Consider the following 23,003-nt stretch of genomic DNA (forward strand, 5'->3'; position numbering starts at 1 on the left):
ACGGCAGTTGATCATGCGTTTTTCGTCAACGGCGACGCGGGCGGCGGAACCTTCCAGCTCAGCGAGGCCTTCGGCGACGTCGAGTTTGTCGAGGGCGGCCTTGGCGCGGATGATCGCGGCGGAGTCGTTGGCGGTCACGTTACGGGCTTCCAGCGCTGCGGCGGCGCCGGCACCGTCGAGGCGGTCCATGTTGGCTTCGCTGGCGTGGCCGGCGTTGGCGCCCTTGATCACCGCTGCACCGGTGTCTTCGTTGTCGACTTCATCCCAACTCAGCATGGAAATGCTCCTTCCTGGTATTCGAAAAATAAGTGTTTTTGCAGGCTTCAAGGCATTGAAATACTGCGCATAGTGTGGTCGGTAAATACCGATACTGCACACTATGTAGTGGTCTGTTTTGTTTGTGGGCACACTATATGGTGTGTAACAACGATGGTCAACGCACAAGACGACCGCCATCGTCGCAGGGGGTATGAGCAAAACTCACAGCCCCATGACTTTTAATGGTTACGGCCGCTTTCCTACCCAGTGCTAAAAATTCGCCAACCAGCTCCCCATAACAACAACGAGCGTTTGCGCAATGAAAACACTGGATCTCTACATCGGCGAAGGTTTCGAAGGCCCGGGCGTCAACGCGGCCCACATCAACATCCTGATCGGCCCACGCAACGGCCCGGCGGGTCAGGCGTTCGCCAATAGCCTTGCGTCGCCAAGCCAGGGGCATTGCCCGTTTATGGTGATTGCCCAACCGAATATCCCGGTCAAGCCCATGACCCTGTACGTCAACAAGGCTGAAATCAGCAGCGATTTGCACGGCAACGCCACCTGGGGCGCGTCCCAGGCCGGTATCGCCAAGGCGGTGCTGGAAGCCCTGCTCGACGGCACCTTGCCGCCGGAAGCCGAGGACGAGTGGGCCATCGTCACCGCGAACTGGGTCAACCCAGGCTGCGATGACCTGGATGCCGTCTACCTGAACAACTACAACGCCTGCCGCACCGCGATCCGCGCCGCCCTGACCGGCACGCCGTTCACCGCGCAGTTGGCCGACGTGGTCAACCACATCAGCAACCCTTTCTACACGCCAAAGGCCTGAGGAGATTCCCATGCAATACACTCGATTGGGCAACTCCGGCCTGCAAGTCTCGCGCCTGTGCCTGGGCACCATGAACATGGGCACCCCGGACTGGAAACCGTGGATCTTCGATGAAAAGCAAAGCGAGCCCATCGTCGCCCACGCCCTGGCCAACGGCGTCAACTTCATCGACCTGGCCGACTTCTATTCCGCTGGCGTCGGCGAAGAAGTGGTGGGGCGCATCCTCAAGCGCGTGGCGCGGCGTGACGAGATCGTGGTCACCACCAAGGTCGGCTACGGCACCCGCAGCGGCATCAACGCCAGCGGCCATTCACGCAAGCACATCATGGACAGCATCGACGCGTCCCTGAGTCGCTTAGGCATGGATTACGTCGACGTGTTCATGCTGCATTACTTCGACGTGAACACTCCGGTCGAAGAAACCATGAACGCATTGAACGACATCGTGCGTTCCGGCAAGGCGCGTTACATCGGCGTGTCGACCATGCTCACCGGCCAGTTGGCCAAGATCCTCATGGCTTGCGAGCGCAACGGTTGGGTCAAGCCGATCAACATGCAGCTGCAACTGAACTGCGCCTACCGCGAGGAAGAACGCGAAATGATCCCGTTCTGCCGCGACCAGGGCCTGGGCGTCTCGGTGTTCAGCCCGCTGGCCCGTGGCTTGCTCACCGGCGAAGTGCAGTCGACCCGCAACCAGACCGACTTCTTCACCCAGCAGATGTACAGCGACCAGGCGTCGTTTGACATCGCCCACTCGGTGCAACGTGTGGCCCGCGCCCGTGGCGTGTCCAACGCGCAGATCGCCCAGGCCTGGGTCGCCAACCACCCCGGCGTCGACGTGATGCTGGTGGGCGCCGACACCACCGAACAATTCGATAGCGCACTGGCCGCCTTGGACACCCCATTGGATGCCGAGGAACTCCACGAACTGGAGCGCAACTACACCCCGTGCGATGTGATCAACGACTACACCGCCGGCAAGCGCATCCTGCGTGCGGCCCGTCCGGGCCTGGACCGTTTCAACCTGATCGAGGCCGTGGCATGAACCCGCTGATCCGCAAGGGCAACTACATCGATGGCCAATGGTCCAGCGGTGGGCCGACCTACCCGGTGCTCAACCCGGCCAATGGCGCGCTGATTACTGATGTACAGCGCGCCGCCGCCGAAGAAACCAATCTGGCCATCGACGCCGCCCACCGCGCCTTGCCGGCCTGGCGCAAGCTCACCGCCAAGGAACGCAGCCAGCGCCTCAAGCGCTGGAGCGAGCTGATGCTGAGCAATCAGAAGGACCTGGCGCAACTGCTCAGCCTGGAGCAGGGCAAGCCCCTGGCTGAAGCCATGGGCGAAGTGGTCTACGCCGCGAGCTTTCTGGAATGGTTTGGTGAAGAAGCCAAGCGCGCCTATGGCGACGTGATCCCGAGCCACAAGGCGGATGCGCGGATCATCGTGGTCAAGGAAGCCATCGGTGTGGTCGCGGCGATCACACCGTGGAACTTCCCCCTGGCCATGGTCACCCGCAAGGTCGGCCCGGCGCTGGCGGCGGGGTGCACGATGATCCTCAAGCCTTCGGAAGAAACCCCACTGTCGGCGTTTGCCCTGGCGGTGCTGGCCGAGCAGGCGGGGATTCCGGCGGGGGTGTTCAACATTGTCTCCGGCGATGCCGTGGCGATTGGCGGTGCACTGCAAGCCTCCAGTGTGGTGCGCAAGCTGTCGTTCACCGGCTCGACCCGCACCGGCAAGCTGCTGATGCGCCAGGCGGCGGATACCCTGAAAAAGGTCTCCCTGGAACTGGGCGGCAACGCACCGTTCATTGTGTTCGACGATGCCGACCTGGACGCCGCCGTCAAAGGCGCCATGGCCTCCAAGTTCCGCAACACCGGGCAGACCTGTGTGTGCGTCAACCGTTTCTTTATCCAGGACGGCGTGTACGACGCCTTCACCCGCAAACTGGCCGAAGCCGTCAGCGCCATGCGTGTTGGCAGTGCCTTGGACGGCGACACCGAGCAGGGTCCGCTGATCAACGCCGCTGCGTTGGCCAAGGTCGAAGCCCATGTCGGTGATGCCCTGGAGAAGGGCGCCACGCTGTTGTGCGGCGGCCGTCGCCATGCACTGGGCGGCACCTTCTTTGAACCGACCATCCTCACCGAAGCCCACGGCGACATGCTGATCGCCCAGGAAGAAACTTTCGGACCGGTGGCCGCGTGTTTCCGCTTCAAGGACGAAGCCGAAGTGCTGCAACGCGCCAATGACACGCCGTTCGGCTTGTCCGCCTACTTCTACAGCCGCGACATCGGCCGCGTGTGGCGCATGGCCGAAGGCCTGGAAGCCGGCATGGTGGGGATCAACGAAGGGATCATCTCTACCGAAGTCGCGCCGTTTGGCGGCATCAAGGAATCGGGCCTGGGCCGTGAAGGTTCCAAGTACGGGCTGGAGGATTACCTGGAGATTAAATACCTGTTGATGGGGGGGCTGTAAATACAAACGCTCAACGAGGCGAAGTCCACGCTTGGTATGACTCGGCCTGAACGAGAGTACCAAGCGTGGTCGTCAGTAATTGTCATGGTGTTCTCTGCCAAATGCAGGCTTAACGGCGTACTGTAGGCCCGGATTATTCAGCCTGCCAATGAACGGAGTCATGCCGTGGATGAGATTACCTCTTTCACCAACACTGAACGCGATGCAGCTTTTTTGGCATCACCGACCTTCTTATCTGCTCTTGGGCCAGTAGCCGCGCTGATGGTCGATAGGTTTATGGAACCCAAAAACCACTATCAGAGCTCATGGAAGCCACTCTATAAGAGCACCACCGAGAGGGTAAAAGCGGCAATTCAAGAAGGCAGTGTGGGCGCGATCATCGACGAGGTATGGCTGACTCCGAGTAACGGTGTGTGCAATGTCGGGCAAGGTGGGTTGGGGCGTGAGACGGTGGACTCATTACGTGAGGAGTTCAAGGCGCTGACCCTTGAGATTGCCGCCGATAGCAGCCCTGAAAAATACCAGGAAGTTTTGCTTCGAATGACCAAATGGCGCGACGAAAAACTTACCAAAAAACTACCTAGATTATTGATAGGCCGGGCGTTTGCTACCCTCCATCCGGACGTTTATCACACGTTGGTTGCACCTCACATGCAGGATAGAGTTGCTCAATGGTTAAGTGAAAACACTGGTTTTTCCATTCCTGAAGGCAACTGGGCTAATAAGGCTCAAGCGTTGGTAAAACACTTGAACGCATTGGCGCCATTTAGCGACAAGCCTCCTGAACGCAATATGTTCCCGTGGTTTGTATTCGAACACCTGCGTTATAAAACTCGCGTTGTTCCCTTCAAGGCAGGTCATACAAAGCGATCGGAGAACGCCTATGTCGATTTACCGGCGACTCAGCGTCAAGTATGGCTGCGGCATAACCGGCTGCAAACCGAGTTATTCCGATTGCTGGATAACGAGTTCAAAGGTTGCGTCGGTACGGAGCAGTCGTCTGGTTCAAACGGTTATGCCGATGCGCTGGTCCGGTTCAATGATGATCGGTGCTTTTTGTATGAGATCAAAGTCGCACCAACCGCCGCACGAGCGGTGAGGGAGGCGCTCGGGCAGCTACTCGAGTACGCTTATCGTCCCAAGAGCCTGGAACCGGAAAAAATGGTCATTGTTGCCGAACCTGATCTTGACGCAGTCACGGCGCAATTTATTCAGAGGTTGAATACCGAGTTCGGGCTCACTCTCGAATATCTTCAGGTGACGTTGCCGGACGACGATGAACCTTCAGGGATTTCTCACCCGGTTTAACCATTCGGTAAACAACCGCACCTTGGATAAACCCTGTTTGTCCGTCGCCACATCCAGCCAATAGCCATAAGGACCGATCACTTCCACGGGGGTGATCGGCAACAGGCTGCCGTTGGCCAACTCACGTTCGATCATCTGCCGGTCGATCACCGCCAAGCCACCGCCTGCCAGGGCGGTGTGGATCACCTGGTCCAGGGTGCTGAATTCCAGGCCCTGGTCCGCATCAATGTCCTCACGGCCCATGGCCGCCAGCCAGTTCTCCCAGACCTTCAAACGCTTGCCGTCGTGCAGGATATGCAGGAGTGGAAATCGCCGCAGGTCCGGCGGTTGGCCGTCGCTGAACAACTCCGGACTGGCGACCGCGATATGCCGCTCCATCACCAGCAGCTCACTGCTGCAATGCGTCGCCGGTTCCAGGCCGAAACGGATCTGGCAGTCGATTTCCGCCAGGCTGTCGTGGGTCGCCTGGTGGGTGACGCTGAGATTGATGTCCGGGTAACGCTCGCAGAAGCGCCGCAAATGTGCGGACAGCCAACGCGTGGCCCAGGTCGGCGGCGCGACGATGCGCAGGCGCTGGCGCAGGTTGGGCACGCGCACGGCTTGCAGGGCGCGTTCGATATGGTCGAAGGCGTCGCTCAAGTGCGGGGAGAGGGCAAAACCGGCTTCGGTCAGGGACAAGCCTTGGGGCGTGCGAATAAAGAGGGCAACGCCAAGGTAGTCCTCCAGTTGCTTGATCTGGCGGCTGACTGCGCCCTGGGTGACGTTGAGGCCTACGGCGGCCTGGCTGAAGCTGCGGTGGCGGGCGACTTCTTCGAAGACGCGGAGCATGTTGAGAGAGGGGAGGTGGCGCATGGTTTGGGTTCCATACATTGTTTTTATAGTGTTGGTGCTTGCCTCTTCGCGGGCAAGCCCGCTCCCACAGGGGAATGCATTCAAACTGTGGGAGCGGGCTTGCCCGCGAAAGCGTCAGAACTGACGACGCCTATTAGAAGTAATACCCAATGTTCATGTACAGCTGATTCTCCCACTGGTTGCTACCCCCAGCCCCCAGGCTCTGGGTGTAGCTGCTGCCACCGATGTACGGGTCATTCTTGCCAATCAACCACTCCGTCGCAATCCACAACTTGCTGAACGAAAACGACGTACCGAGGATCACCCGCTGCGAGGTCTTGAACTCATCGGCGGACTTATCGAAGGCGCTGTAGTTGGCATACAGCTTCACACCGCTAACCTGATCCCACAGGTACTTGCCGCCCACGTCATAACTCAGGTCTGCCACATACAGGTTGCCGCGGCTGGCGACGTTGAAGGTGCCGTCATAACCGCCCAGGGTCACCACTTCGTCGGTGCCGGCGTTGCGCGGCGACATCTGTTGGCGCGCCGCCTGCAATTGCAGGCCCCACGGGCCGTTTTTGCCCAGGTAGTGGATGGCTACGGCGTTGCGTCGACCATCGTTGCCGGTGTCTTTGTTTTCCAGGGTGGAGGTGAGGCCGGACAGGCCGACTTCGGATTTCCAGTCGCCCAGGTCCAGGGCCTTGGCCACGCGCAGCACCACCGTGTTGCGTTCCTGGTTGTCGCTGCCGTCGGCCACGTAACTGTCGGCACCGGACACCACGCTGGAATAGGTCACGCCCTTGCTGGTGCCCTTGCCTTGCCACGCCGGGCGCAGGTAGTAGCCGGCCTGGATGTTCCAGTCGCCGGTCTGCTGCACGTATTTGGCGCCGACCTGCTGCACGTCTTCCAGGCCGATCACGTTGCCCAGGGTTTCGTAGAAGGTGCTGCCGAAGTAGGGCTGCAAGCCGAATGGCACGGTGTTCAGGCCCACTTGCACCTGTTGCTCGGGGTTGAACTTGTAGCCGACCCAGGCGAACTTGGCGAACTGGATGTCGCCGTAGTTCTTGGTGTACTGGTAGGGGTACGAACGCCCGTAGAAACGGTACTGCGCCTCGCCGATCCAGCTGTCGGAGTTGTACTTGGCGCTGAGGAACACGGTGTCCAGGCCGAACTTCTGGATGTCGCGGTCCGGGTCGTAGTCCCAGCGCGCGCGGATGGCGCCGCCGAGGTCGAGGTTGTCGGTGACCTGCACGGCCATGGCCGGCGCTGCGAGGGCGCCGAGCACAGGGATGAGGGTGAAGTAGCGCATCGTTGGTCGCATGGTTTTACTCTCGTTTTTAGTTTTTTTGGGCAACAGCAGCCCGTTGCCGCAGCGAACGCTGCGACGCAGGGAAAAGGGTTGAACTCAGTGAGCCGTGGGGCGGATCAGCCGCAAGGGCGGTCCGGCGGCGGGCAGTTCGGACGCGCCCGGTGCGGCCGCCAACAGTGCCTGGGTGTAGGCATTTTGTGGGCGCAGCAGCACCTGTTCGGCAGTGCCGTACTCCACCACTTCACCCTGGCGCATCACGGCGATGTGGTCGCTGATCTGCGCGGCCACCCGCAGGTCATGAGTGATGAACAGGATGCTCAGGTTCAGCTGCTTCTGCAGGTCGGCCAGCAATTCCAGCACCTGTTTCTGCACCGACACATCCAGCGCCGACACGCTTTCATCGGCGATCAGCACTTGCGGGCGCATCGCCAGGGCACGGGCGATGCCGATGCGTTGGCGCTGGCCGCCGGAGAACTGCCGGGGTTTGCGCTGCAATGCATCACGCTTGAGGCCGACCTGTTCCAGTAGATCACCGGCCTCGGCCCAGGCATCCTTGGCCGACAACCCACGCAATTGCGCGGCGCGAGCGATGATGTCGCCGACACGGTGGCGCGGGTTCAACGAACCGTAGGGGTCCTGGAAAATCATCTGGATACGCCGCCGATTGGCCGCCAACGCCGAGCCATTCAAGGCCAGGAAATCGGTATCGCCCACCCACACATGCCCACTGTCACTGTCCACCAAGCGTATCGCCGCCTTGACCAGGGTGCTTTTGCCCGAGCCGGACTCGCCGACAATCGCCAAGGTCTTGCCCCGTGGCAGGTTCAGCGACACATTGCGCAGCGCCGCCACCGAGCTGCCGCCGACGGTGTAGGTCTTGGTCAGGTGCTCGATACGCAGCGCCATTTCGCCGTCGGCACTCGGCGCATGCAGCTCCGGGTGCAGCGCCGGTACGGCGGCGATCAGCTTGCGCGTGTAGGCGTGGGCCGGTGCGTTCAGTACCTGGTCGCGCTCACCGATCTCTACCAGGCGGCCGCCTTCCATCACTGCAATGCGGTCGGCGATCTGCGCCACCACGCCGAAGTCATGGGTGATAAACAGAATGCCGTGCTGCCCACGCCCACGCAGGTCGCGCACCAGCTTCAGCACCTGGGCCTGGGTGGTCACGTCAAGGGCGGTGGTGGGCTCGTCGGCGATCAGCAAATCCGGGTTCATCGCCAAGGCCATGGCAATCACCACACGTTGGCATTGGCCGCCGGATAATTGATGGGGAAAGCTGTTGGCGATGCGCGGTGGGTCTGGCAGTTGGGTGGACTCCAGCAGCGCGAGCATGCGTTCACGGCGCTCGGCGGCGGGCATCTGCGGGGCGTGGATGTCGAAGATTTCTTCGACTTGCTTGCCGATGCGAATCGCCGGGTTCAGCGCCGCCATGGGTTCCTGGAAGATCATCGCGATGCGATTGCCACGCAGGGCGCGCAAGCGGGCTTCATCGAGAGTGCAGATGTCGTCGCCGAGAAAATCGATCACGCCGCCGGCATGTCGCAGGCCTTTGGCGTAGTCGCCCATGATCGCCGCCGACAGCACGGATTTGCCCGAGCCCGACTCACCGATCACGCAGAGGATTTCGCCCTTGCGCACTTCCAGGCTGATGCCCTGCACGGCGTGGCTACGGTCGGCGCCCTTGGGGAGTTCGACGCTGAGGTTGTCGACCCGCAATACGGTTTGCTGGCTGTTCATGCTCAACTCCTTGCGCCTTGCTGCGCGTGTTCATCCAGCCCGTCGGCGAGCAGGCTCAGGCCAAGCATCAGGGTGGAGATGGCGATGCAGGGGAAGATCACCAGGTGCGGGAAGGAAATGGCCATGGCGCGGCCGTCGTTGATCATGCCGCCCCAGTCCGGCGTAGGCGGCGGCAGGCCGAGGCCGAGGAAACCCAAGGCACCGATCATGATCGCGGTGTAGCCGATGCGCAGGCAGAAATCGACGATCAGCGGCCCGCCGCAGTTGGGCAATATTTCCACCAGCATGATGCGCAGCGAGCCTTCGCCCTGGGTGATGGCGCTGAGCACGTAGTCGCGCGAGCGGATGTCGATGGTCAACGCGCGCATGATGCGAAAAATCGCCGGGGCGCTGGTGAAGGTCACCGCAATCAGGATATTCAGCGCCGACGCGCCGAGGGCGATGATGATCACGATGTACAACACCAGCACCGGGAACGACAGCACGGTATCGGCCACGTAGGACAGCGCCGCGTCCACCCAACCGTTGAAGTAGCCGGCGCACAGCCCCATGGCGATGCCCACGGCAAACGCGGTGAGGGTGGCGAGGATCGACCAGAACAGCACGGTGCGTGTGCCCCAGATCAAGCGCGAAAGGATGTCGCGGCCAATCATGTCGGTGCCAAGCAAGAAGCGTGCGCCGTCATCGCCAGCCGTCATTGGCGTGAGCAACGGCGTGAAGCTTTCCAGCGGATCATGGGGCGCCAGCCACGGCGCGCACAGGGCGATCAACACCCAGCCGCCGACCAGCAGCAGGCCTAGCAGGGCCAGGGGATGTTTGAAGGCGTTGAGCAGGTTCATTGGCGGCCTCCGCCGAGACTGTGCAGGGTGATGCGCGGGTTGAGCCAGGTGTAGGCCAGGTCCGAGAAGATCTTGCTGATACCCACCACCACGCCGCTGATCATTGCGCAGGCTTCGATCAGGTAGACGTCATGGTTGAGGGACGCGGTGTACAGCAGCGAGCCGAAGCCCTTGTAGGCGAAAAACACCTCCACCACGATCACGTTCGACAGCAGCCACGGGATGTACAGCATGATCACCGTGACCGGCGCGATCAGCACGTTGCGCAAAGCGTGGCGCAGCACAATGCGTGTAGTGGACGCGCCTTTGAGCCGTGCGGTGCGGATATACGGCGCTTGCATCACTTCCACCATCGACGCGCGGGTAATGCGCGCCAGGTAGCCAATGCCGAACAGGCACAGCACCATCAGCGGCAGCACCAGTTCCACGGCGCTGAAGCCATCGCTCATGCTGCTTACGCCGGGCAGCCAGTTGAGCCAGAACACGAAGATTGCCGAGACGAACACCGCACTGGCGAAGTCCGGGATCGAGGTGGTGACAATCGACAGGAACGACACCAGCCGGTCGATCAAAGAGCCCTGGCGAATCCCGGCGAGGATGCCCAGGGTCAACGCCACCGGCACCATGACCAGCAAGGCCAGCCCGGCCAGGGCCAGGGTTTGCCAGAGGTTCGGAAGCAGCAGCTTGAGCACCGGCTCGCGAAAGTACACCGAGGTGCCCCAGTCGCCGGTCACGAAGTCCTTGAGCCACACCAGGTAGCGCCACACGAAGGGTTGGTTGTAGCCATGTTCCAGCAGCCACGCCGCGCGCTGGTCGGCGGCGGAGTAGGGGCCGAGGACGTTGATTGCCACGTCCTCGATGTTCAGCTCCAGGGCCAGGAACACGATCAGCGACACCGACAGCAGTGTCGCTAACAGCATCAGCAGTTTGCGCAATAGAAAATGAGCCATCAGGTGCATGCTCCGACGGGTAATGGGAGGTGTGTTGCGCCAGTAATTCAGGCACTCAGCCAGACATTGCCCATGGGGTAGAAGTCGGAAGGGTGCACCTGGAAGCCCTGCACCTTTTTGCTCACGGCGGTGAACTTGTCGCCCCAGAACGGCTGCACGATCACGCAAGCGTCCTGCAGGATCTGCTCGACGCTCTGCATGGCCGCCGCACGTTGTTTCGGGTCGATGATGCCCATGGCCTTGTCCAGCGCGGCGTCGAAGGCCGGGTCGCTGTAGTGGCTTTCGTTCCAGGCGCCACCGCCACGGTAGGCCAATTCCAGGGACATCACGCCGAGCGGGCGATGGGCCCAGTAGGTCAGACTGAACGCGGCCTTGTCCCAGATCGGCCAGTATTGTGCGGCCGGGACCACTTTGAGGTTGATGCGGATCCCGGCTTCCAGGCAGTTTTGCTGCAGGATTTGCGCGCAGTCCTGCTCATAACGACCCTGGGTGTTGCCGACGATCAGGTCGATGTCCAGGCCATTGGCAAAACCGGCCTCGACCAGCAGTTTTTTCGCCGCCGCCACATCGCGTTCGCGCTTGGGCAGTGGGAAATATTCAGGATGGGAAGGGGCCACATGATGGTCCTCGCCCAGGGTGCCCATGCCTCGATAGGCGACCTTGAGCATCTGCGCGTTGTCGGCGCAGAGCACCACGGCTTTACGCACGCGCACATCGGTGAAGGGCTTCTGGTCGCAGGCCATGCGCATCACCACGGTCTGCGCGGATTTGCAGCTGAGCAGTTGCGCGCCGGGCAGGCGCTTGGCCAGGTCCAACTCGGCCACGGTGACGCGGTACAGCACGTCGACTTGGCCGGCTTGCAGGGCGGCGAGGTGGGTGGACACGTCGGTGCCCATGTCGATGTAGCGCAGCTCGTCGAGGTTGGCCGGTTTGCCCCAATAGTCGGCGCGCTTGGCGAAGGTCGCCTGCTTGTTCACGGCAAACGACACCAGCTTGAACGGCCCGGTGGCCAATGGGTTTTTCGCCCAGTCATCGCCGGCCTTGAAGCTGCGGTGCACCAGGGCGCAGGTGAAGGCGTTGAGCATTTCCGGGATCGCCAGGATCGGCCGCTTGAGTTGCAGACGGAACTGGTAGTCGCTGACTTTTTCGAAGGCCTTGATGTCCTGGAACGCGGTGCGGTTGACCGACTTGGAGTCGGCGGCAATCCAGCGCTGGATATTGTGCTGCACGTCATCGGCGTTGAAGCTGTCGCCGTTGCTCCACTTCACGTCCTGGCGCAGGTTGAAGGTCCAGGTGGTGAGATCCTCTGATGGGCTCCAGCTTTCGGCGAGGTACGGGTGGGTGATGTTATCGGCGTCGACCCAGGTCAGGTATTCCAGGGAGTTGCGCAACAGGTTCGAGGCTTCGATCCAGGTGATCAGCATCGGGTCCTGGATTTCCTGGATGGCGCAGGCAAACCGCAGGCTGCCGCCTTGACGGGCGGGCGTGCCGTCGGCCGCCTGGGCGTCGCTGCCGAGCAAGGCTGAACCGATGAAGGTGGAGGCACTGGCCGCGGTGATGCCGAGCAGGGCGGCGGTGCGCAGGAATTGGCGGCGGTTGATCTCGCCGCGCTGCACTTGGGTGCACAGTGCGTCGACAGCGGGGTGCGGCGCGTTACCGTCCAGGGTCGCTAGAACGTTGGAGTCGGACATGGGGCTGCTCTCATGTTGTTTTTATTAGAGATGCCCGCAGTTTTGTGATTTGCGCAAAGATCGACAAACGATAAATTCAGCCGTTAAACGTTCATTAAACGCATGTTAGTCCGCGTCAGGGCGCCAAGGTGTGGAGATAGACGGGCTGGCAGATACAAAAAATCATGTTGGCTAGGAAACCTCCTACGGATCGTGGGATGCTTGGCGCCTCGTCAGTCGTCTTCGAGTGCCTTTCATGAAACGCAAAATGCCCGGTCTCAATGCCCTCAAGGCTTTCGAGGTGGCCGGCAGCACCGGCAGTTTTACCCGGGCTGCGGAGCTGTTGAACGTGACCCAGAGCGCGGTCAGCCGCCAGGTCCGGCAGTTGGAAGAACAGTTGGGCGAGAACCTGCTGGAACGGCGTCATCACCACTTGGAGCTGACCAGCGCCGGGCGCGTATTGCTGCGTGCGCTGCACCAATCCTTCGACAAAATCGAACTGACGGTGCGCAGTATCCAGCAGAAAACCCACTCCAACCGCCTGCACGTCAATGCGCCGCCGACCTTTACCAGCCGCTGGTTGATGCCGCGCCTGGGGCGCCTGCGTGAGGCCCACCCGGAGCTGGAGTTGAGCATCACCACTTGCTTGCAGGACAGCCTGGCGCAGACCAGCACGCTCGATTGTGCGATTCGTTTTGGCAATGGTGAATGGGATGGCTTGGACAGTTCGTTGTTGATTCAGGAGCGGCATATTGCGGTGTGTGCGCCGTCGCTGTATGCCCGTGAGTGCAGCGATGGGGTGGACTTGAATCGCATGACCTTGCTGCATGTGTTGGCCAGTGAGGATCAGCGATATCTCACGTGGAAACATTGGTTGGATGCGGCGCGGATCCATGGGGTGGATACCCAGGGTGGGTATGAGTTCGATCTGTTGGATCTGGCTATTCGGGCGGCTACGGATGGGTTGGGGATTACGATTGCTGACTGGCATATGGTGGCGGCGGAGTTGGCGTCCGGGCAGTTGACTCAGGTGTTGAATGTGCATGTGGAGGGGCATCAGTCGTATTGGCTGGTGACTCGGCCGGAGCAGACGGATATGCCGCAGTTGCAGGTGTTTGGGCAGTGGTTGCAGGAGGAAATTTGGTTGGCGCAGCGGCAGTTGGAGCCTTTGACTGCGGCGGGGTGAGTGGGGTTTTGATTGCGTGCATATCCGTTATTTGGGTGATGGCTGATATGGGTTCCGCCCTTACGGCGGGTCACTTTGGAAAAGCCCCAAAGTAACCAAAGGGCTCTTGCCCCAACACTCGGCACCTCGCTTAGGCTCGGTGTGCCTCACTCCGGCTTTGGAGCGTGGGCCGCCGCGATGGGCCATCCTTGGCCCAGCGCGGCTAACCCGGCGTCCTGCCGGGTTACCCACGGATTCAAGCCTGCGTTCGGCCAGCGTGTTTGACGGGGCGCCTAAGATCAAGATCACGATCAAAAGCAAAGCACAGCGGCCTGACAGCCGGCTTGAGTGGTGTGGAGCAAAAGCAAGGGCGAACCAGCCGTTCGATTCTGGTGAGGCTATAGGCTGATCTTGATCTGCGCACACAACCCACCTTCCGGCCGGTTGCTCAAGGTCAGCGTGCCGCCAATCGCTACCACCAACTGCTGGGCGATCGCCAAACCCAGGCCGGTGCCGCCGGTGCCGCGGTTGCGTGAGCTTTCCACGCGGTAGAACGGTTGCATCACCCGGATCAGTTCGTCTTCGGCGATGCCGGGGCCGTTGTCCAGGACCTTGATCGACAGTTCGCCATTGGCCGTGGAGCCGACTTCCAGTTGTGCGGCGCCGGCAAATTTGAGGGCGTTGTCCACGAGGTTCACCAGTACCCGGCGCAGGGCGTGGGGGCGGGTGTCGAGGACCACGGCGCTTTTGCCGCTGAGGCTGACCTGTTTGTGCATGTCCTGGTAATCAAATACCAGGCTGTCGAGGAAGGCGTCGAGGTTGATGCGGTGGCTGGCTTCGGTGGCGCCGTGGACGCTGCGCGCATAGGCCACGCCTTCGCGTACCAGGTGTTCCATCTCGCCCAGGTCGCTCCAGAGTTTGTCGCGTTCGGCGCAGTCCTCCATGAATTCGGCGCGCAGTTTCATGCGGGTGATCGGGGTTTGCAGGTCGTGGGAAATCGCCGCGAGGATCTGCATGCGTTCCTTGAGGTATTCGGCGATGCGTTTTTGCATTTCGTTGAACGCGGCGGCGGCGTGGGCGACTTCGGTGGGGCCGTTTTCGTCCAGCGGCGTGGGGTGGGCGTTAGGGTCGAGGGTTTCCACGGCGCGCGCCAGGCGGGTCAATGGGCGGATGGCCAGGCGCACGGCGATCCAGGTACAACCCAGCAACAACGCGAGTTGCAGCACCAGCACCACCGGCAGCCAATAGGCGACGGGCAGGGCGGTGGGGCGCACGTCGATCGTGATCGGGCTGCCATCGGCGAGGTTCAGGTGCGCCTGGAAGTGTTTCTGCATGCCGGGGATGTCGCGAAAGGTCAACGCGTAGTGTTCGCCCAGCGCATCCGCGATGGAGGTGGCGGCCATGGGCACATCATCGCTGCTCATCGGTTCGCCGGTTTCGCCGGCATTGAGTAGGTAGCGGTAGTTCTGACGGTCGAGACGCGGCAACCAGCTGGTGCGTTCGTTGGCCGGCAGGCGGTCGAGAATGGCCACCGAGGTGGACACATCGTTTTCCAGGTTGCCCAGCATGGCGGTGCGCGCACTGATGTAGCGCTCGTAGAACTGCGCACTGAAGGACAAGCCATGGGCGCACACCAGGCTGATCAGGAAGATCAGCGACAACTGTGACGCCAGGGTACGCGGCCAGCCAAACCTTAAGCTCATTGCTCGGCCCCGAGGATTTCCACCGGCAGCGAGAACACGTAGCCCTCGCTGCGCACGGTCTTGATGTAGGCCGGTTCGCGGGCATCATCCAGCAGGCGTTGGCGCAGGCGGCTCACCAGCAGGTCGATGGAACGGTCGAACAGGTCGGCATCGCGCCCTTGGGTCAGGTTGAGCAACTGGTCGCGGTTGAGCACGCGTTGCGGGTGGTCAAGGAACACCCGCAGCAGCCGGTATTCGGCGCCGCTCAGGGCCACCAGGGTGTCGTCTTCGTCGAGCAGGTGGCGGGCAGTGGTGTCCAGGCGCCAGCGACCGAAGCGGATCAGCCGGCCGGTTTCGCTGACCACCAGGTTCGGTGGAAGCATCCGTGTGCGGCGCAATACGGCGTTGATACGCGCCAGCAATTCACGGGCGGCGAAGGGTTTGACCAGGTAGTCGTCGGCGCCCATTTCCAGGCCGATGATGCGGTCGGTTTCATCGTTGCGCGCGGTGAGCATCAGCACCGGCGTGGCCTTGTGCTTGCCCACCCGCAGTTCGCGGCACAGCTGCAAGCCATCGTCGCCGGGCATCATGATGTCCAGCACGATCAGGTCCACCGGGGTGGTGTCGAGGAAGCTGCGCATCTGGCGGCCGTCGGCCACCACGGTGGTGCGCATGCCGTTTTTCTTCAGGTAGTTGCCTACCAGCTCGCGGATCTCCCGGTCGTCATCGACGATCAGGATGTGATCGACATGATCCATGCTGCGTTCCTCGTTAAATACTCATGGGGCGCAGTCTAGCCACTGTCGTTGCCTTTGCCTTGTGCCCTTTGTATTGCAGTGTATCTGGCGATAAGGAGATACACGATGAAGCAAAATGGCGGGTTTGATGTGCCAAGAACGGGGTGAGGTCCTACGCCAGCCGGGAACAACGCCAGAGGTTCGCATGGCCTGAGTCGCAGGCATTCCCGGCTTAAACGCACATCCGACTGGGTACTCAAGGCTAGAAGATCAGGTTTTATTGCCTGATGAGAGTGCATTCATGACAGCCGTTACTTCGCGAGCGAGCACCACGTTCCAAACGATTGAACAATTTCAGCACCGAGATGATCGCGGTGCTGGCATTCAACACAATGGATTACCGTCCAAGACGCCTGAAGAGGCTACACAAAGGCTCTGGCGAGGAAGTGCGGGCTGGCCGGATAAGAACGGCGACGGTCATTATAAGGTGACTTATGAGTTTCGAACCTCTGAAGTCGAGGATAAAAGGCCACGCAAACTTGCCGGATTCACCCGTGTCCTAGACCCTCAAAAAGAACAGACCCGGCGCAGTTTGCAATCCATTTCTGATGTGGCAAACATCACATTTACCGAAGGACCGAAAGCGGAGAAAAGCGAAGGTCACCTGACCCTCGGCAATTACACGCATTTGCCCAATAAACAAGGCCAGCCCTATCCGCAGACTTATTTGCCAAACCCCAAGGACTCGCGAAGCGGCGAAGCCTGGTTTGTTGATACCGCGGACGATCACATCGTCCCCTACGCCTCTCAGGGTGACGTGGGTCGTTTTACCCTCGTGCATGAGCTGGGCCATGCCTTGGGGATGAGCCATCCCAGCCAGTATGACGTCAGCTCCGGACCTGCGAAATCCGGGTATTTCGAGGACTCTGAAAGCCATACCGTCATGAGCTATTTCGGCGTAGACGAAGGCTATATGGACTATGGCGGCACCCGCGCATCTGCGCCGCAACTTGACGATATCAGCGCTTATCAGAAGAAATACGGCGCCAACCACGAAACCCGCAAGGACGACACCACCTACGGCTTCAACTCCAATACGGACCGCGACTTCCTCAGCGTCAAGACCGACAAAGACAAGATGGTCGCTGTCATTTGGGATGGCGGCGGCGCCGATACTTTGGACTTTTCCGGTTATAAGCAGTACCAACAGATCAGTCTCAAGGCCGGGACCTTTTCGGATGTCGGCGGCCTCAAGGGCAATGTCTCGATTGCCTATGGCGTGACCATCGAAAACGTTATCGGCGGCTCCGGCAACGATTTGCTGGTGGGCAATGAAGCTGCCAACACGCTCAAAGGTGGGGAGGGCAACGACCGGTTATATGGTGCAGGCGGGGCGGACCTTCTGTGGGGTGGCAAGGGCAACGACGTCTTTGTCTATGGAAACACCAGCGAGTCGACCCACGACGCGCCCGATCAGATCATGGACTTCGTCAGCGGCGAAGACCGGGTGGATGTGTCCGGGATCAGCGCGGCATTGGGCGACAAGCCACTGAAATTTGTCAGTGCACTTTCTGGCGCCAGTGGCGAGGCGGTGGTGACCTTTGACCCGCTACTTCAGATGAGCACCTTGCAAATCAGCGGCAAGCCTGGCGAGCCGGCCTTCGTCCTGCTGGTCCACGGTAAATTGCAGCAGAGCGACATCGTGAGTTGATTCAGCCAGCGTTTCGCAACAGCGTCTCAAACAATCGCTGCACCTGGGGCTCATCAGTGTGGGCCACGTTGAAACGCATCGAGTCACGCTGCGCCGGGTCGTAGCCAAACAGCGCGCCGGGCGCGAGCACCATGCCCTGCTTTAACGCTGCCTGGGCCAATAGTTCGCCGTTGACCCCAGGCGGCAGGCGCGCCCAGATAAACATCCCGCCTTCGTAACCCATCGGCAACTCGCAGCCGCAACGCTTGAGCCACTGTTCCACGCGTCCGCCGGCCTCCATCAAGCGTTGCACCATGCGTTTGCGGTGCTTGGTGTAGCTGCCTTCGCTGAGCATGCGATACACGATCTGCTCGAACAGTTCGGAGGTCACGCCGCCGCTCATCAGCTTCATGTTGGTGAGGTTGGCCGCCAGTTGCGGCGCGGCCACCACGAAGCTGACCCGGGCGTTGGCGCTGAGGACCTTGGAAAAGCCCGACAGGTAGGTGACCTGGTCGAGGCCGGCGAGGGCGGCCAGGCGCGGCGGCGGGTTGGGGTGCAGGTCGCCGTAGAGGTCGTCCTCGATGATATGGCAGTGGTACTGCTGGGTCAGTTGCAGCAGACGGAACGCCTGGCCGGGGCTGAACGAGTGGCCGGTGGGGTTGTGCAACACGCTGGTGGTCAGGTACAGGCTGGGGCGATGCTCGGCCAGCAGGTGTTCGAGGTCCGTGAAGTCAAAACCGTCGGGACGCCGCGGGATCGTCACCACCTTGACCCCGTGCAGTGCCAGGTTGGCGTGGAAGTTGAAATAACACGGTGCATCGAGCAGCACCGTGTCGCCGGGACGTGCCAGCAGGCGCATCAACATGTCCAGGCCTTGCACGGTGTTGGGGGTGGTGATGATCTGTTCCACCGACACCGACAGGCCCTCGCCGTGCAGCTTCTGCTGCAGGGCCTGGCGCAACGGCAGTAACCCGGCCGGTGTGCCCAGGCTGGCGATGCGCAGTGACGGCGCACGCACCACGCTGCGCAAGGTTTGGCGCAGGGCTTCACTGTCCAGCCAGGTTTCCGGCAGGTGGCCGCCGCCGGGGCGCAGGTCGCCGTAGACGGTGGCGAGAGGGCGGCGCAATACGCTGAGCAGGTCCTGAGGCAGCAGCTCAACCCAGTTCGAAGTTGTCGGCCTTGGGTGGTCTATCGCCACGAAATAGCCACGGCCTTGACTGGACGTGAGCAGGTTGCGCCCGCGTAGGCGGTCGAGGGCCTCATTGAGGGTGAACTTGCTCACGCCCAGGGTTTCGGTCAGTGCGCGCACCGAGGGCAATTTGCTGCCGGGCGCCCATTCGCCGTTTTCGATGGCCTGGCTGAACGCCTCGACAATCTGTTGCACCTTGGGGGTGCCTTCTACAAAGGCGATGGCCGATACGAACACGCGACTTCCTTATCTTTGCTGGTGATTTTACCGGTAAAGTCAGGGCCGATTAGGCCTCACTTTACCTGCCTTGCGCAATGCCAACTGCCTAGACTGCGGGCTCCATCCCCCAGGTCCCCGGCCATGACAAGCGCGTTAACCCTTTCCTCGTTCCTGTATTTCCTGCTGTTTTGCGCCACCATGACCTTCAGCCCCGGCCCCATGACCCTGCTGCTGTTAAGCCTGGGCGTGCGTGACGGGCTGCGCCGTTCGATCCCGGCACAAATCGGCGCCAGTGTGGCGTACCTGATCTCGATCCTGATCTTTGCCGTGGGCTTTTCCGAATTGATCAAGGGCTACCCGGTGATCACCCAGGGTATCCAGGTGGTCGGCGTGGCGTACATCCTGCACCTTGCCTACAAACAGTGGACCAGCAGCGGCGTGGTGATCGAACGGATCGGCCATGTGGAAGCAGCGCGCAACCTGTTCGGCAAGGGCTTGCTGACCGGGTTTTCCAATCCCAAGACCCTCATCATGTTCAGCGCGGTGTTCCCCCAGTTCGCCGGGACCGGGGAGCACAGTTCGACGGTGGACATTGCCATCCTCGGGCTGACGTTCCTGTTGCTGCAATTCGCCAGCGGCTGCCTGTATTGCTATTTCGGCCAGCGCATCAAGCACGTGCTGGAAAACCCCAAGCGCCGTGTGTGGTTGCAGCGCATCACGGCCCTGTTGCTGGTGGGCGTTGCCTTGATGCTGGCGCGGGGCTTTGCCCACTGAGTGTTGAGCTTATGAGCGGTAGTGGCGATCTGCCGTTGCCCTGATAGACTCCAGGCATTCCTCCAGGATCTCACCCCACCATGTCAGCTGCAGAAGGCACCGGACTTCCGCTCGCTTCACGGCTGTACAAATCCCGTACCCTCGGGCTGACGCTCGGTTTTGTGTGTGTGGTGTTCGGGATGTATCCCCTGGAGCCCGCGTGGTGGGTGTGGGCCTGGATGGTGATCAACGCCTTTGCCTGGCCGCATATGGCTTTTCAGTTGACGCTGCGCAGCAACAACGCACTGCGCAGCGAGCGGCGCAACCTGTTGTTCGATTCCTTTTGCGGTGGGTTCTGGGTCGGTGCGATGCACTTCAACCCGCTGCCCAGCGTGACGACCTTATCGATGATGACCATGAACAACGTGGCCATCGGCGGACCCCGCTTCATGCTGGCGGGCTGGGTGGCGCAGGCGCTGGGTATTGGCACTGCGTTGCTGATCTTTGCCCCGGCATTCATCGCCGTCACCTCTCAGGCACAGCTCTACGCCTGCCTGCCGATCCTGATGCTGTACCCGCTGGCGCTGGGCTGGATCTGTTATCGCCAGGCGGTGACCCTGGCGCGACACAAGCGCGAATTGCTCGCCCTGAGCCGCACCGACAGTCTGTCCGGCCTGCTCAACCACGGCGCCTGGAAGGACCACCTGGAAATCGAATTCCAACGCTGCCGCCGAGGTCCTGCTGGCGCCGCCATCGCGTTGATCGACATCGACCACTTCAAGACCATCAACGACACCTACGGTCATGTCACCGGTGATATCGTCCTGCGCCAGCTCAGCAAAGTGCTGCGCCAGAACCTGCGCGCCACCGACCTGGCCGGGCGTTACGGTGGCGACGAATTCTGCGTGATCCTGCCCGACATGGCGCTCAACCGCGCCACCGAAGTGATGGACGCCCTGCGTGACCGTTTCAACGCACTGGCCTACGCCCAGGACCCGACCTTGCGCGCCAGCTTGAGCATCGGCCTGGCGCCGTATCAACCGACCCATGCCGACTCCACGCAGTGGCTGAACGACGCCGACCAGGCGCTGTACGAAGCCAAGAGCAGCGGGCGCAACCGCGTCAGTTCAGTACAGGGGAGTTGGTTGCGATCGATCTAGTGGAGTAGGGTGTGGCGGCACCTTTCAACAAAAACAAGGATCGGTTCATGCTCTTCACTTTCCCCCGTACCCTCCTGGCCGCCACCCTGGCCCTGTCCTTCGCCCTGCCGGCCTACAGCGCTGAACCCCATAAACAGATCCAGGCGCAATCCGAACAGTACAAGGCCGAAGCCCTGAAACTGCTGGAGCGCCTGGTGAATATCGACTCGGGTTCAGGTTATGAACCGGGCCTGACCCAAGTGCGCGACATTGCCGTGGATGAGCTGAAACAGCTCGGTTTTTCCATTGAACTGGTGCCGGACAAAGCGGCCAATAACAGCCACGTGGTCGCCACCCTCAAGGGCACCGGCAAAGCCAAGATCCTGCTGATGGCCCACATGGACACGGTGTTCAAGGAAGGCTCGGCTGCCGAACGCCCGTTCCACATCAAGGACGGTCGCGCCTATGGCCCCGGCGTGATGGATGACAAGGGCGGCATCGTCGCCGGCATCTACGCGCTTAAAGTCCTCAAGGACCAGGGCTTCAAGGACTACGCGCAGATCACCTTCCTGCTCGACGCCAGCGAGGAAACCGGTTCCGACGCCGCCTCCGACCTTATCCGCAAAACCGCCAAGGGCCATGATGTGACCCTCAACCTCGAACCCGGCCGCCCCGCCGACGGCCTGGTGGTGTGGCGCAAAGGCAGCGCCACCGCCGTGGTCGAAGTCAAAGGCAAAGCCGCCCACGCCGGCGTCGCCCCGGAACTCGGCCGCAACGCCGCCATGGAAGCTGCGCACCAGATCCTGCAACTGGGCAAGCTGGGGGATGAAGAGAAGAAAACCACCATCAACTTTACCGTGATCAAGGCCGGGGACCGTACCAACGTCATTCCCGACCAAGCCACTGCCAAAGCCGACGTGCGTGCGGCATTGCCGGAAGAGTTCGACCGCATCGAGAAAGACCTGGCGCGAGTCTCGGCGAACAAGCTGATCCCGGAGACCGAAGTCAAGACCAGCCTGCAGCGTGGGTTGCCACCGATGCCGCAAACGCCGGAGTCGGACAAGTTGGTCGCGATTGCCCAGGGCATTTATGCGGAGTTGGGCAAGACACTGACCATTGAAGGCAGCGGCGGGGCGGCGGATGCGAGTCTGTCGGCTGGGGTTGGGACGCCGACGTTGGATGGGTTTGGGATTGTCGGCGGGAATATTCACACGCCGGAGGAATATGCGGAGGTGGAGAGTGTGGTGCCGCGGGTTTATTTGCTGAGTCGGATGATTATGGAGTTGTCGAAGCGGTGATTATTTTGGGGGGCACTCATTTTGCTGGTGAGGCCCCTCTCATCTGGTCGAGTATTGCCTGCGGTGAAAAGGCTGTGATGAGCAGGCTTCTGTGGTGAGCAGGCTTGCCCTGCGTTGGGCTGCGCAGCAGCCCCAGAACAGGCGATGCCGATCCACCTGAAAACCCCATTGTCTGGAGTGGGGCCGCTGCGCGGCCCAGCGCGAGCAAGCTCGCTCGCCACAGGGGTGGTGTTATCAAGTTGGCTGGTCTTTGAGGATGGCTATTTAAGGTAGTGCAATTCATTTTTTCGTTTCTTTGACCGTTTTTTATTAGTACGATTCGGTCTCGCGACGGTAACTCTTGAGACGTTCAAGCAGTACTGCCATGAACACTCTTTTGTTAGTTATGTCGTCTTCGAAGTATGTATCAAATAGATAAAAGACAGATTCGAAATCCTCGTCTTTCGATAGGTAGTATTCGATAGTTTCTATGAGCCATATTTGCTCATCCTCTGTATATGAGAGAAATTCTGGCTTGGTTAAAATGTCAAACAGTTCTGAAAGTTCAGTCTCGTTATTTACATTTTTTGAAACTATAATTTCTTCTCTTTCTCGGTTTTTGGTGTTTTCTGTGCTGTAAGTAAATAAAAAGCCTTGCAGTATCGTGAGGGTTGGTTTCTTTTTCATCTATCAAAATCCGTATAGGCTGTGATTGGTTTTCCATCTCTGTCTAAATGCACAACTGCTTTAGTTTGTTTTCCATATTCTAGTCCATCTCTCTTATATCCTTCGCCGATAATTTTTCCCATGTCCATCGGTCTTGGGGTTTGCGCTCGGCCATCGAGCTTGAATATCAGAATAGCTCTTTCAATTGCATTAAATTGATCTCTATGACTAAGGATGGTCTGAAGTAGGCCGCTATTTTTCGACTGCTGAGCCA

General features: G+C 60.6%; 19 protein-coding genes and 2 pseudogenes. 9 read left to right on the top strand and 12 right to left on the bottom strand.

The window, feature by feature from the left end; genetic code table 11:
• Positions 1–276: pseudogene (locus H096_RS15215) on the bottom strand (ribonucleotide-diphosphate reductase subunit beta); the annotation flags it as partial.
• Between the two features lie 301 nt (positions 277–577).
• Between H096_RS15215 and fae the strand changes: the two are divergent.
• The 4 genes from fae (at position 578) to H096_RS15235 (ending at position 4,873) form a co-directional block, all read left to right on the top strand.
• Positions 578–1,090: a formaldehyde-activating enzyme gene (fae, locus tag H096_RS15220; RefSeq protein WP_033899609.1), complete on the top strand. Its 513-nt coding sequence runs from the start codon at positions 578–580 to the stop codon at positions 1,088–1,090.
• A 10-nt stretch (positions 1,091–1,100) separates the two neighbouring features.
• Positions 1,101–2,135 carry an aldo/keto reductase gene (locus H096_RS15225; RefSeq protein ID WP_033899610.1) on the top strand — a complete coding sequence of 345 codons (1,035 nt, stop codon included), beginning with the start codon at positions 1,101–1,103 and terminating at the stop codon, positions 2,133–2,135.
• A complete protein-coding gene (locus H096_RS15230) occupies positions 2,132–3,565 on the top strand; it encodes an NAD-dependent succinate-semialdehyde dehydrogenase (RefSeq protein ID WP_033899612.1) in 1,434 nt (477 codons plus the stop codon). Before H096_RS15225 ends, H096_RS15230 begins: the two co-directional genes overlap by 4 nt.
• Before the next feature lie 165 nt (positions 3,566–3,730).
• Entirely contained in the window at positions 3,731–4,873 is a 1,143-nt protein-coding gene (locus H096_RS15235) for a hypothetical protein (protein ID WP_033899614.1), read from the top strand.
• Here the strand turns inward: H096_RS15235 and H096_RS15240 are convergent.
• The 6 genes from H096_RS15240 to H096_RS15265 all read right to left on the bottom strand — a co-directional run bounded on the left by H096_RS15240 (position 4,850) and on the right by H096_RS15265 (position 12,233).
• Positions 4,850–5,725, bottom strand: a complete 876-nt coding sequence (locus H096_RS15240; RefSeq protein WP_033899615.1) for a LysR substrate-binding domain-containing protein — start codon at positions 5,723–5,725, stop codon at positions 4,850–4,852. The genes H096_RS15235 and H096_RS15240 overlap by 24 nt on opposite strands.
• Before the next feature lie 133 nt (positions 5,726–5,858).
• A complete protein-coding gene (locus tag H096_RS15245; RefSeq protein WP_025999685.1) occupies positions 5,859–7,028 on the bottom strand; it encodes a hypothetical protein in 1,170 nt (389 codons plus the stop codon).
• Positions 7,029–7,112: 84 nt separating this feature from the next.
• Entirely contained in the window at positions 7,113–8,753 is a 1,641-nt protein-coding gene (locus tag H096_RS15250; RefSeq protein ID WP_033899616.1) for an ABC transporter ATP-binding protein, read from the bottom strand.
• Positions 8,754–8,755: 2 nt separating this feature from the next.
• Positions 8,756–9,592 carry an ABC transporter permease gene (locus H096_RS15255; protein WP_033899617.1) on the bottom strand — a complete coding sequence of 279 codons (837 nt, stop codon included), beginning with the start codon at positions 9,590–9,592 and terminating at the stop codon, positions 8,756–8,758.
• Positions 9,589–10,542, bottom strand: a complete 954-nt coding sequence (locus H096_RS15260; RefSeq protein WP_033899632.1) for an ABC transporter permease — start codon at positions 10,540–10,542, stop codon at positions 9,589–9,591. Before H096_RS15260 ends, H096_RS15255 begins: the two co-directional genes overlap by 4 nt.
• A 47-nt stretch (positions 10,543–10,589) precedes the next feature.
• Positions 10,590–12,233 (bottom strand): ABC transporter substrate-binding protein, encoded by a 1,644-nt coding sequence (locus H096_RS15265; RefSeq protein ID WP_033899620.1) that lies wholly within the window; start codon positions 12,231–12,233, stop codon positions 10,590–10,592.
• Positions 12,234–12,468: 235 nt separating this feature from the next.
• Here H096_RS15265 and H096_RS15270 point away from each other — a divergent pair, with 235 nt between their 5' ends.
• Complete coding sequence (locus tag H096_RS15270) at positions 12,469–13,398, top strand: LysR substrate-binding domain-containing protein (protein WP_033899621.1); 930 nt, start codon at positions 12,469–12,471, stop codon at positions 13,396–13,398.
• A 377-nt stretch (positions 13,399–13,775) separates the two neighbouring features.
• On the opposite strand, the gene H096_RS15275 is transcribed toward H096_RS15270, so the two are convergent.
• On the bottom strand, positions 13,776–15,080 hold the full coding sequence (locus tag H096_RS15275; protein ID WP_033899623.1) for an ATP-binding protein: 1,305 nt from the start codon (positions 15,078–15,080) through the stop codon (positions 13,776–13,778).
• Positions 15,077–15,817: a response regulator gene (locus H096_RS15280; RefSeq protein ID WP_028616631.1), complete on the bottom strand. Its 741-nt coding sequence runs from the start codon at positions 15,815–15,817 to the stop codon at positions 15,077–15,079. The genes H096_RS15275 and H096_RS15280 overlap by 4 nt, the downstream gene beginning before the upstream one ends.
• 280 nt (positions 15,818–16,097) lie before the next feature.
• Here H096_RS15280 and H096_RS15285 point away from each other — a divergent pair, with 280 nt between their 5' ends.
• The gene (locus tag H096_RS15285; protein WP_033899625.1) at positions 16,098–17,507 is read left to right on the top strand and encodes a serralysin family metalloprotease; all 1,410 of its coding nucleotides are present in this window, start codon (positions 16,098–16,100) and stop codon (positions 17,505–17,507) included.
• A gap of 1 nt (position 17,508) precedes the next feature.
• Here the strand turns inward: H096_RS15285 and H096_RS15290 are convergent, their stop codons facing one another.
• Entirely contained in the window at positions 17,509–18,912 is a 1,404-nt protein-coding gene (locus tag H096_RS15290; RefSeq protein ID WP_033899626.1) for a PLP-dependent aminotransferase family protein, read from the bottom strand.
• Positions 18,913–19,035: 123 nt separating this feature from the next.
• Between H096_RS15290 and H096_RS15295 the strand changes: the two genes are divergently transcribed.
• From H096_RS15295 to H096_RS15305, 3 genes are all read left to right on the top strand, one after another.
• A complete protein-coding gene (locus H096_RS15295; protein ID WP_033899628.1) occupies positions 19,036–19,668 on the top strand; it encodes a LysE family translocator in 633 nt (210 codons plus the stop codon).
• A gap of 80 nt (positions 19,669–19,748) precedes the next feature.
• A complete protein-coding gene (locus H096_RS15300) occupies positions 19,749–20,807 on the top strand; it encodes a diguanylate cyclase (RefSeq protein ID WP_033899629.1) in 1,059 nt (352 codons plus the stop codon).
• A 47-nt stretch (positions 20,808–20,854) separates the two neighbouring features.
• Entirely contained in the window at positions 20,855–22,084 is a 1,230-nt protein-coding gene (locus H096_RS15305) for a M20/M25/M40 family metallo-hydrolase (RefSeq protein ID WP_028616627.1), read from the top strand.
• A 309-nt stretch (positions 22,085–22,393) separates the two neighbouring features.
• Here H096_RS15305 and H096_RS15310 read toward each other — a convergent pair whose 3' ends face one another.
• Positions 22,394–22,750: a hypothetical protein gene (locus tag H096_RS15310; protein ID WP_033899630.1), complete on the bottom strand. Its 357-nt coding sequence runs from the start codon at positions 22,748–22,750 to the stop codon at positions 22,394–22,396.
• Positions 22,747–23,003, bottom strand: a pseudogene (locus H096_RS34115) (rhs family protein); the annotation flags it as partial. The gene H096_RS15310 and the pseudogene H096_RS34115, both read right to left, overlap by 4 nt.

Origin of the sequence: Pseudomonas sp. FH1 (assembly GCF_000510895.2) — a bacterium.
GTDB lineage: Bacteria > Pseudomonadota > Gammaproteobacteria > Pseudomonadales > Pseudomonadaceae > Aquipseudomonas > Aquipseudomonas azotoformans_A.

Excerpts from the sequence above, each read along its gene's own strand:
- fae (WP_033899609.1), top strand. The coding sequence starts at position 578 with ATGAAAACACTGGATCTCTACATCGGCGAAGGTTTCGAAGGCCCGGGC.
- H096_RS15225 (WP_033899610.1), top strand. The coding sequence starts at position 1,101 with ATGCAATACACTCGATTGGGCAACTCCGGCCTGCAAGTCTCGCGCCTG.
- H096_RS15230 (WP_033899612.1), top strand. The coding sequence starts at position 2,132 with ATGAACCCGCTGATCCGCAAGGGCAACTACATCGATGGCCAATGGTCC.
- H096_RS15240 (WP_033899615.1), bottom strand. The coding sequence starts at position 5,725 with ATGCGCCACCTCCCCTCTCTCAACATGCTCCGCGTCTTCGAAGAAGTC.
- H096_RS15245 (WP_025999685.1), bottom strand. The coding sequence starts at position 7,028 with ATGCGACCAACGATGCGCTACTTCACCCTCATCCCTGTGCTCGGCGCC.
- H096_RS15250 (WP_033899616.1), bottom strand. The coding sequence starts at position 8,753 with ATGAACAGCCAGCAAACCGTATTGCGGGTCGACAACCTCAGCGTCGAA.
- H096_RS15255 (WP_033899617.1), bottom strand. The coding sequence starts at position 9,592 with ATGAACCTGCTCAACGCCTTCAAACATCCCCTGGCCCTGCTAGGCCTG.
- H096_RS15260 (WP_033899632.1), bottom strand. The coding sequence starts at position 10,542 with ATGGCTCATTTTCTATTGCGCAAACTGCTGATGCTGTTAGCGACACTG.
- H096_RS15265 (WP_033899620.1), bottom strand. The coding sequence starts at position 12,233 with ATGTCCGACTCCAACGTTCTAGCGACCCTGGACGGTAACGCGCCGCAC.
- H096_RS15270 (WP_033899621.1), top strand. The coding sequence starts at position 12,469 with ATGAAACGCAAAATGCCCGGTCTCAATGCCCTCAAGGCTTTCGAGGTG.
- H096_RS15275 (WP_033899623.1), bottom strand. The coding sequence starts at position 15,080 with ATGAGCTTAAGGTTTGGCTGGCCGCGTACCCTGGCGTCACAGTTGTCG.
- H096_RS15280 (WP_028616631.1), bottom strand. The coding sequence starts at position 15,817 with ATGGATCATGTCGATCACATCCTGATCGTCGATGACGACCGGGAGATC.
- H096_RS15285 (WP_033899625.1), top strand. The coding sequence starts at position 16,098 with ATGACAGCCGTTACTTCGCGAGCGAGCACCACGTTCCAAACGATTGAA.
- H096_RS15295 (WP_033899628.1), top strand. The coding sequence starts at position 19,036 with ATGACAAGCGCGTTAACCCTTTCCTCGTTCCTGTATTTCCTGCTGTTT.
- H096_RS15300 (WP_033899629.1), top strand. The coding sequence starts at position 19,749 with ATGTCAGCTGCAGAAGGCACCGGACTTCCGCTCGCTTCACGGCTGTAC.
- H096_RS15305 (WP_028616627.1), top strand. The coding sequence starts at position 20,855 with ATGCTCTTCACTTTCCCCCGTACCCTCCTGGCCGCCACCCTGGCCCTG.
- H096_RS15310 (WP_033899630.1), bottom strand. The coding sequence starts at position 22,750 with ATGAAAAAGAAACCAACCCTCACGATACTGCAAGGCTTTTTATTTACT.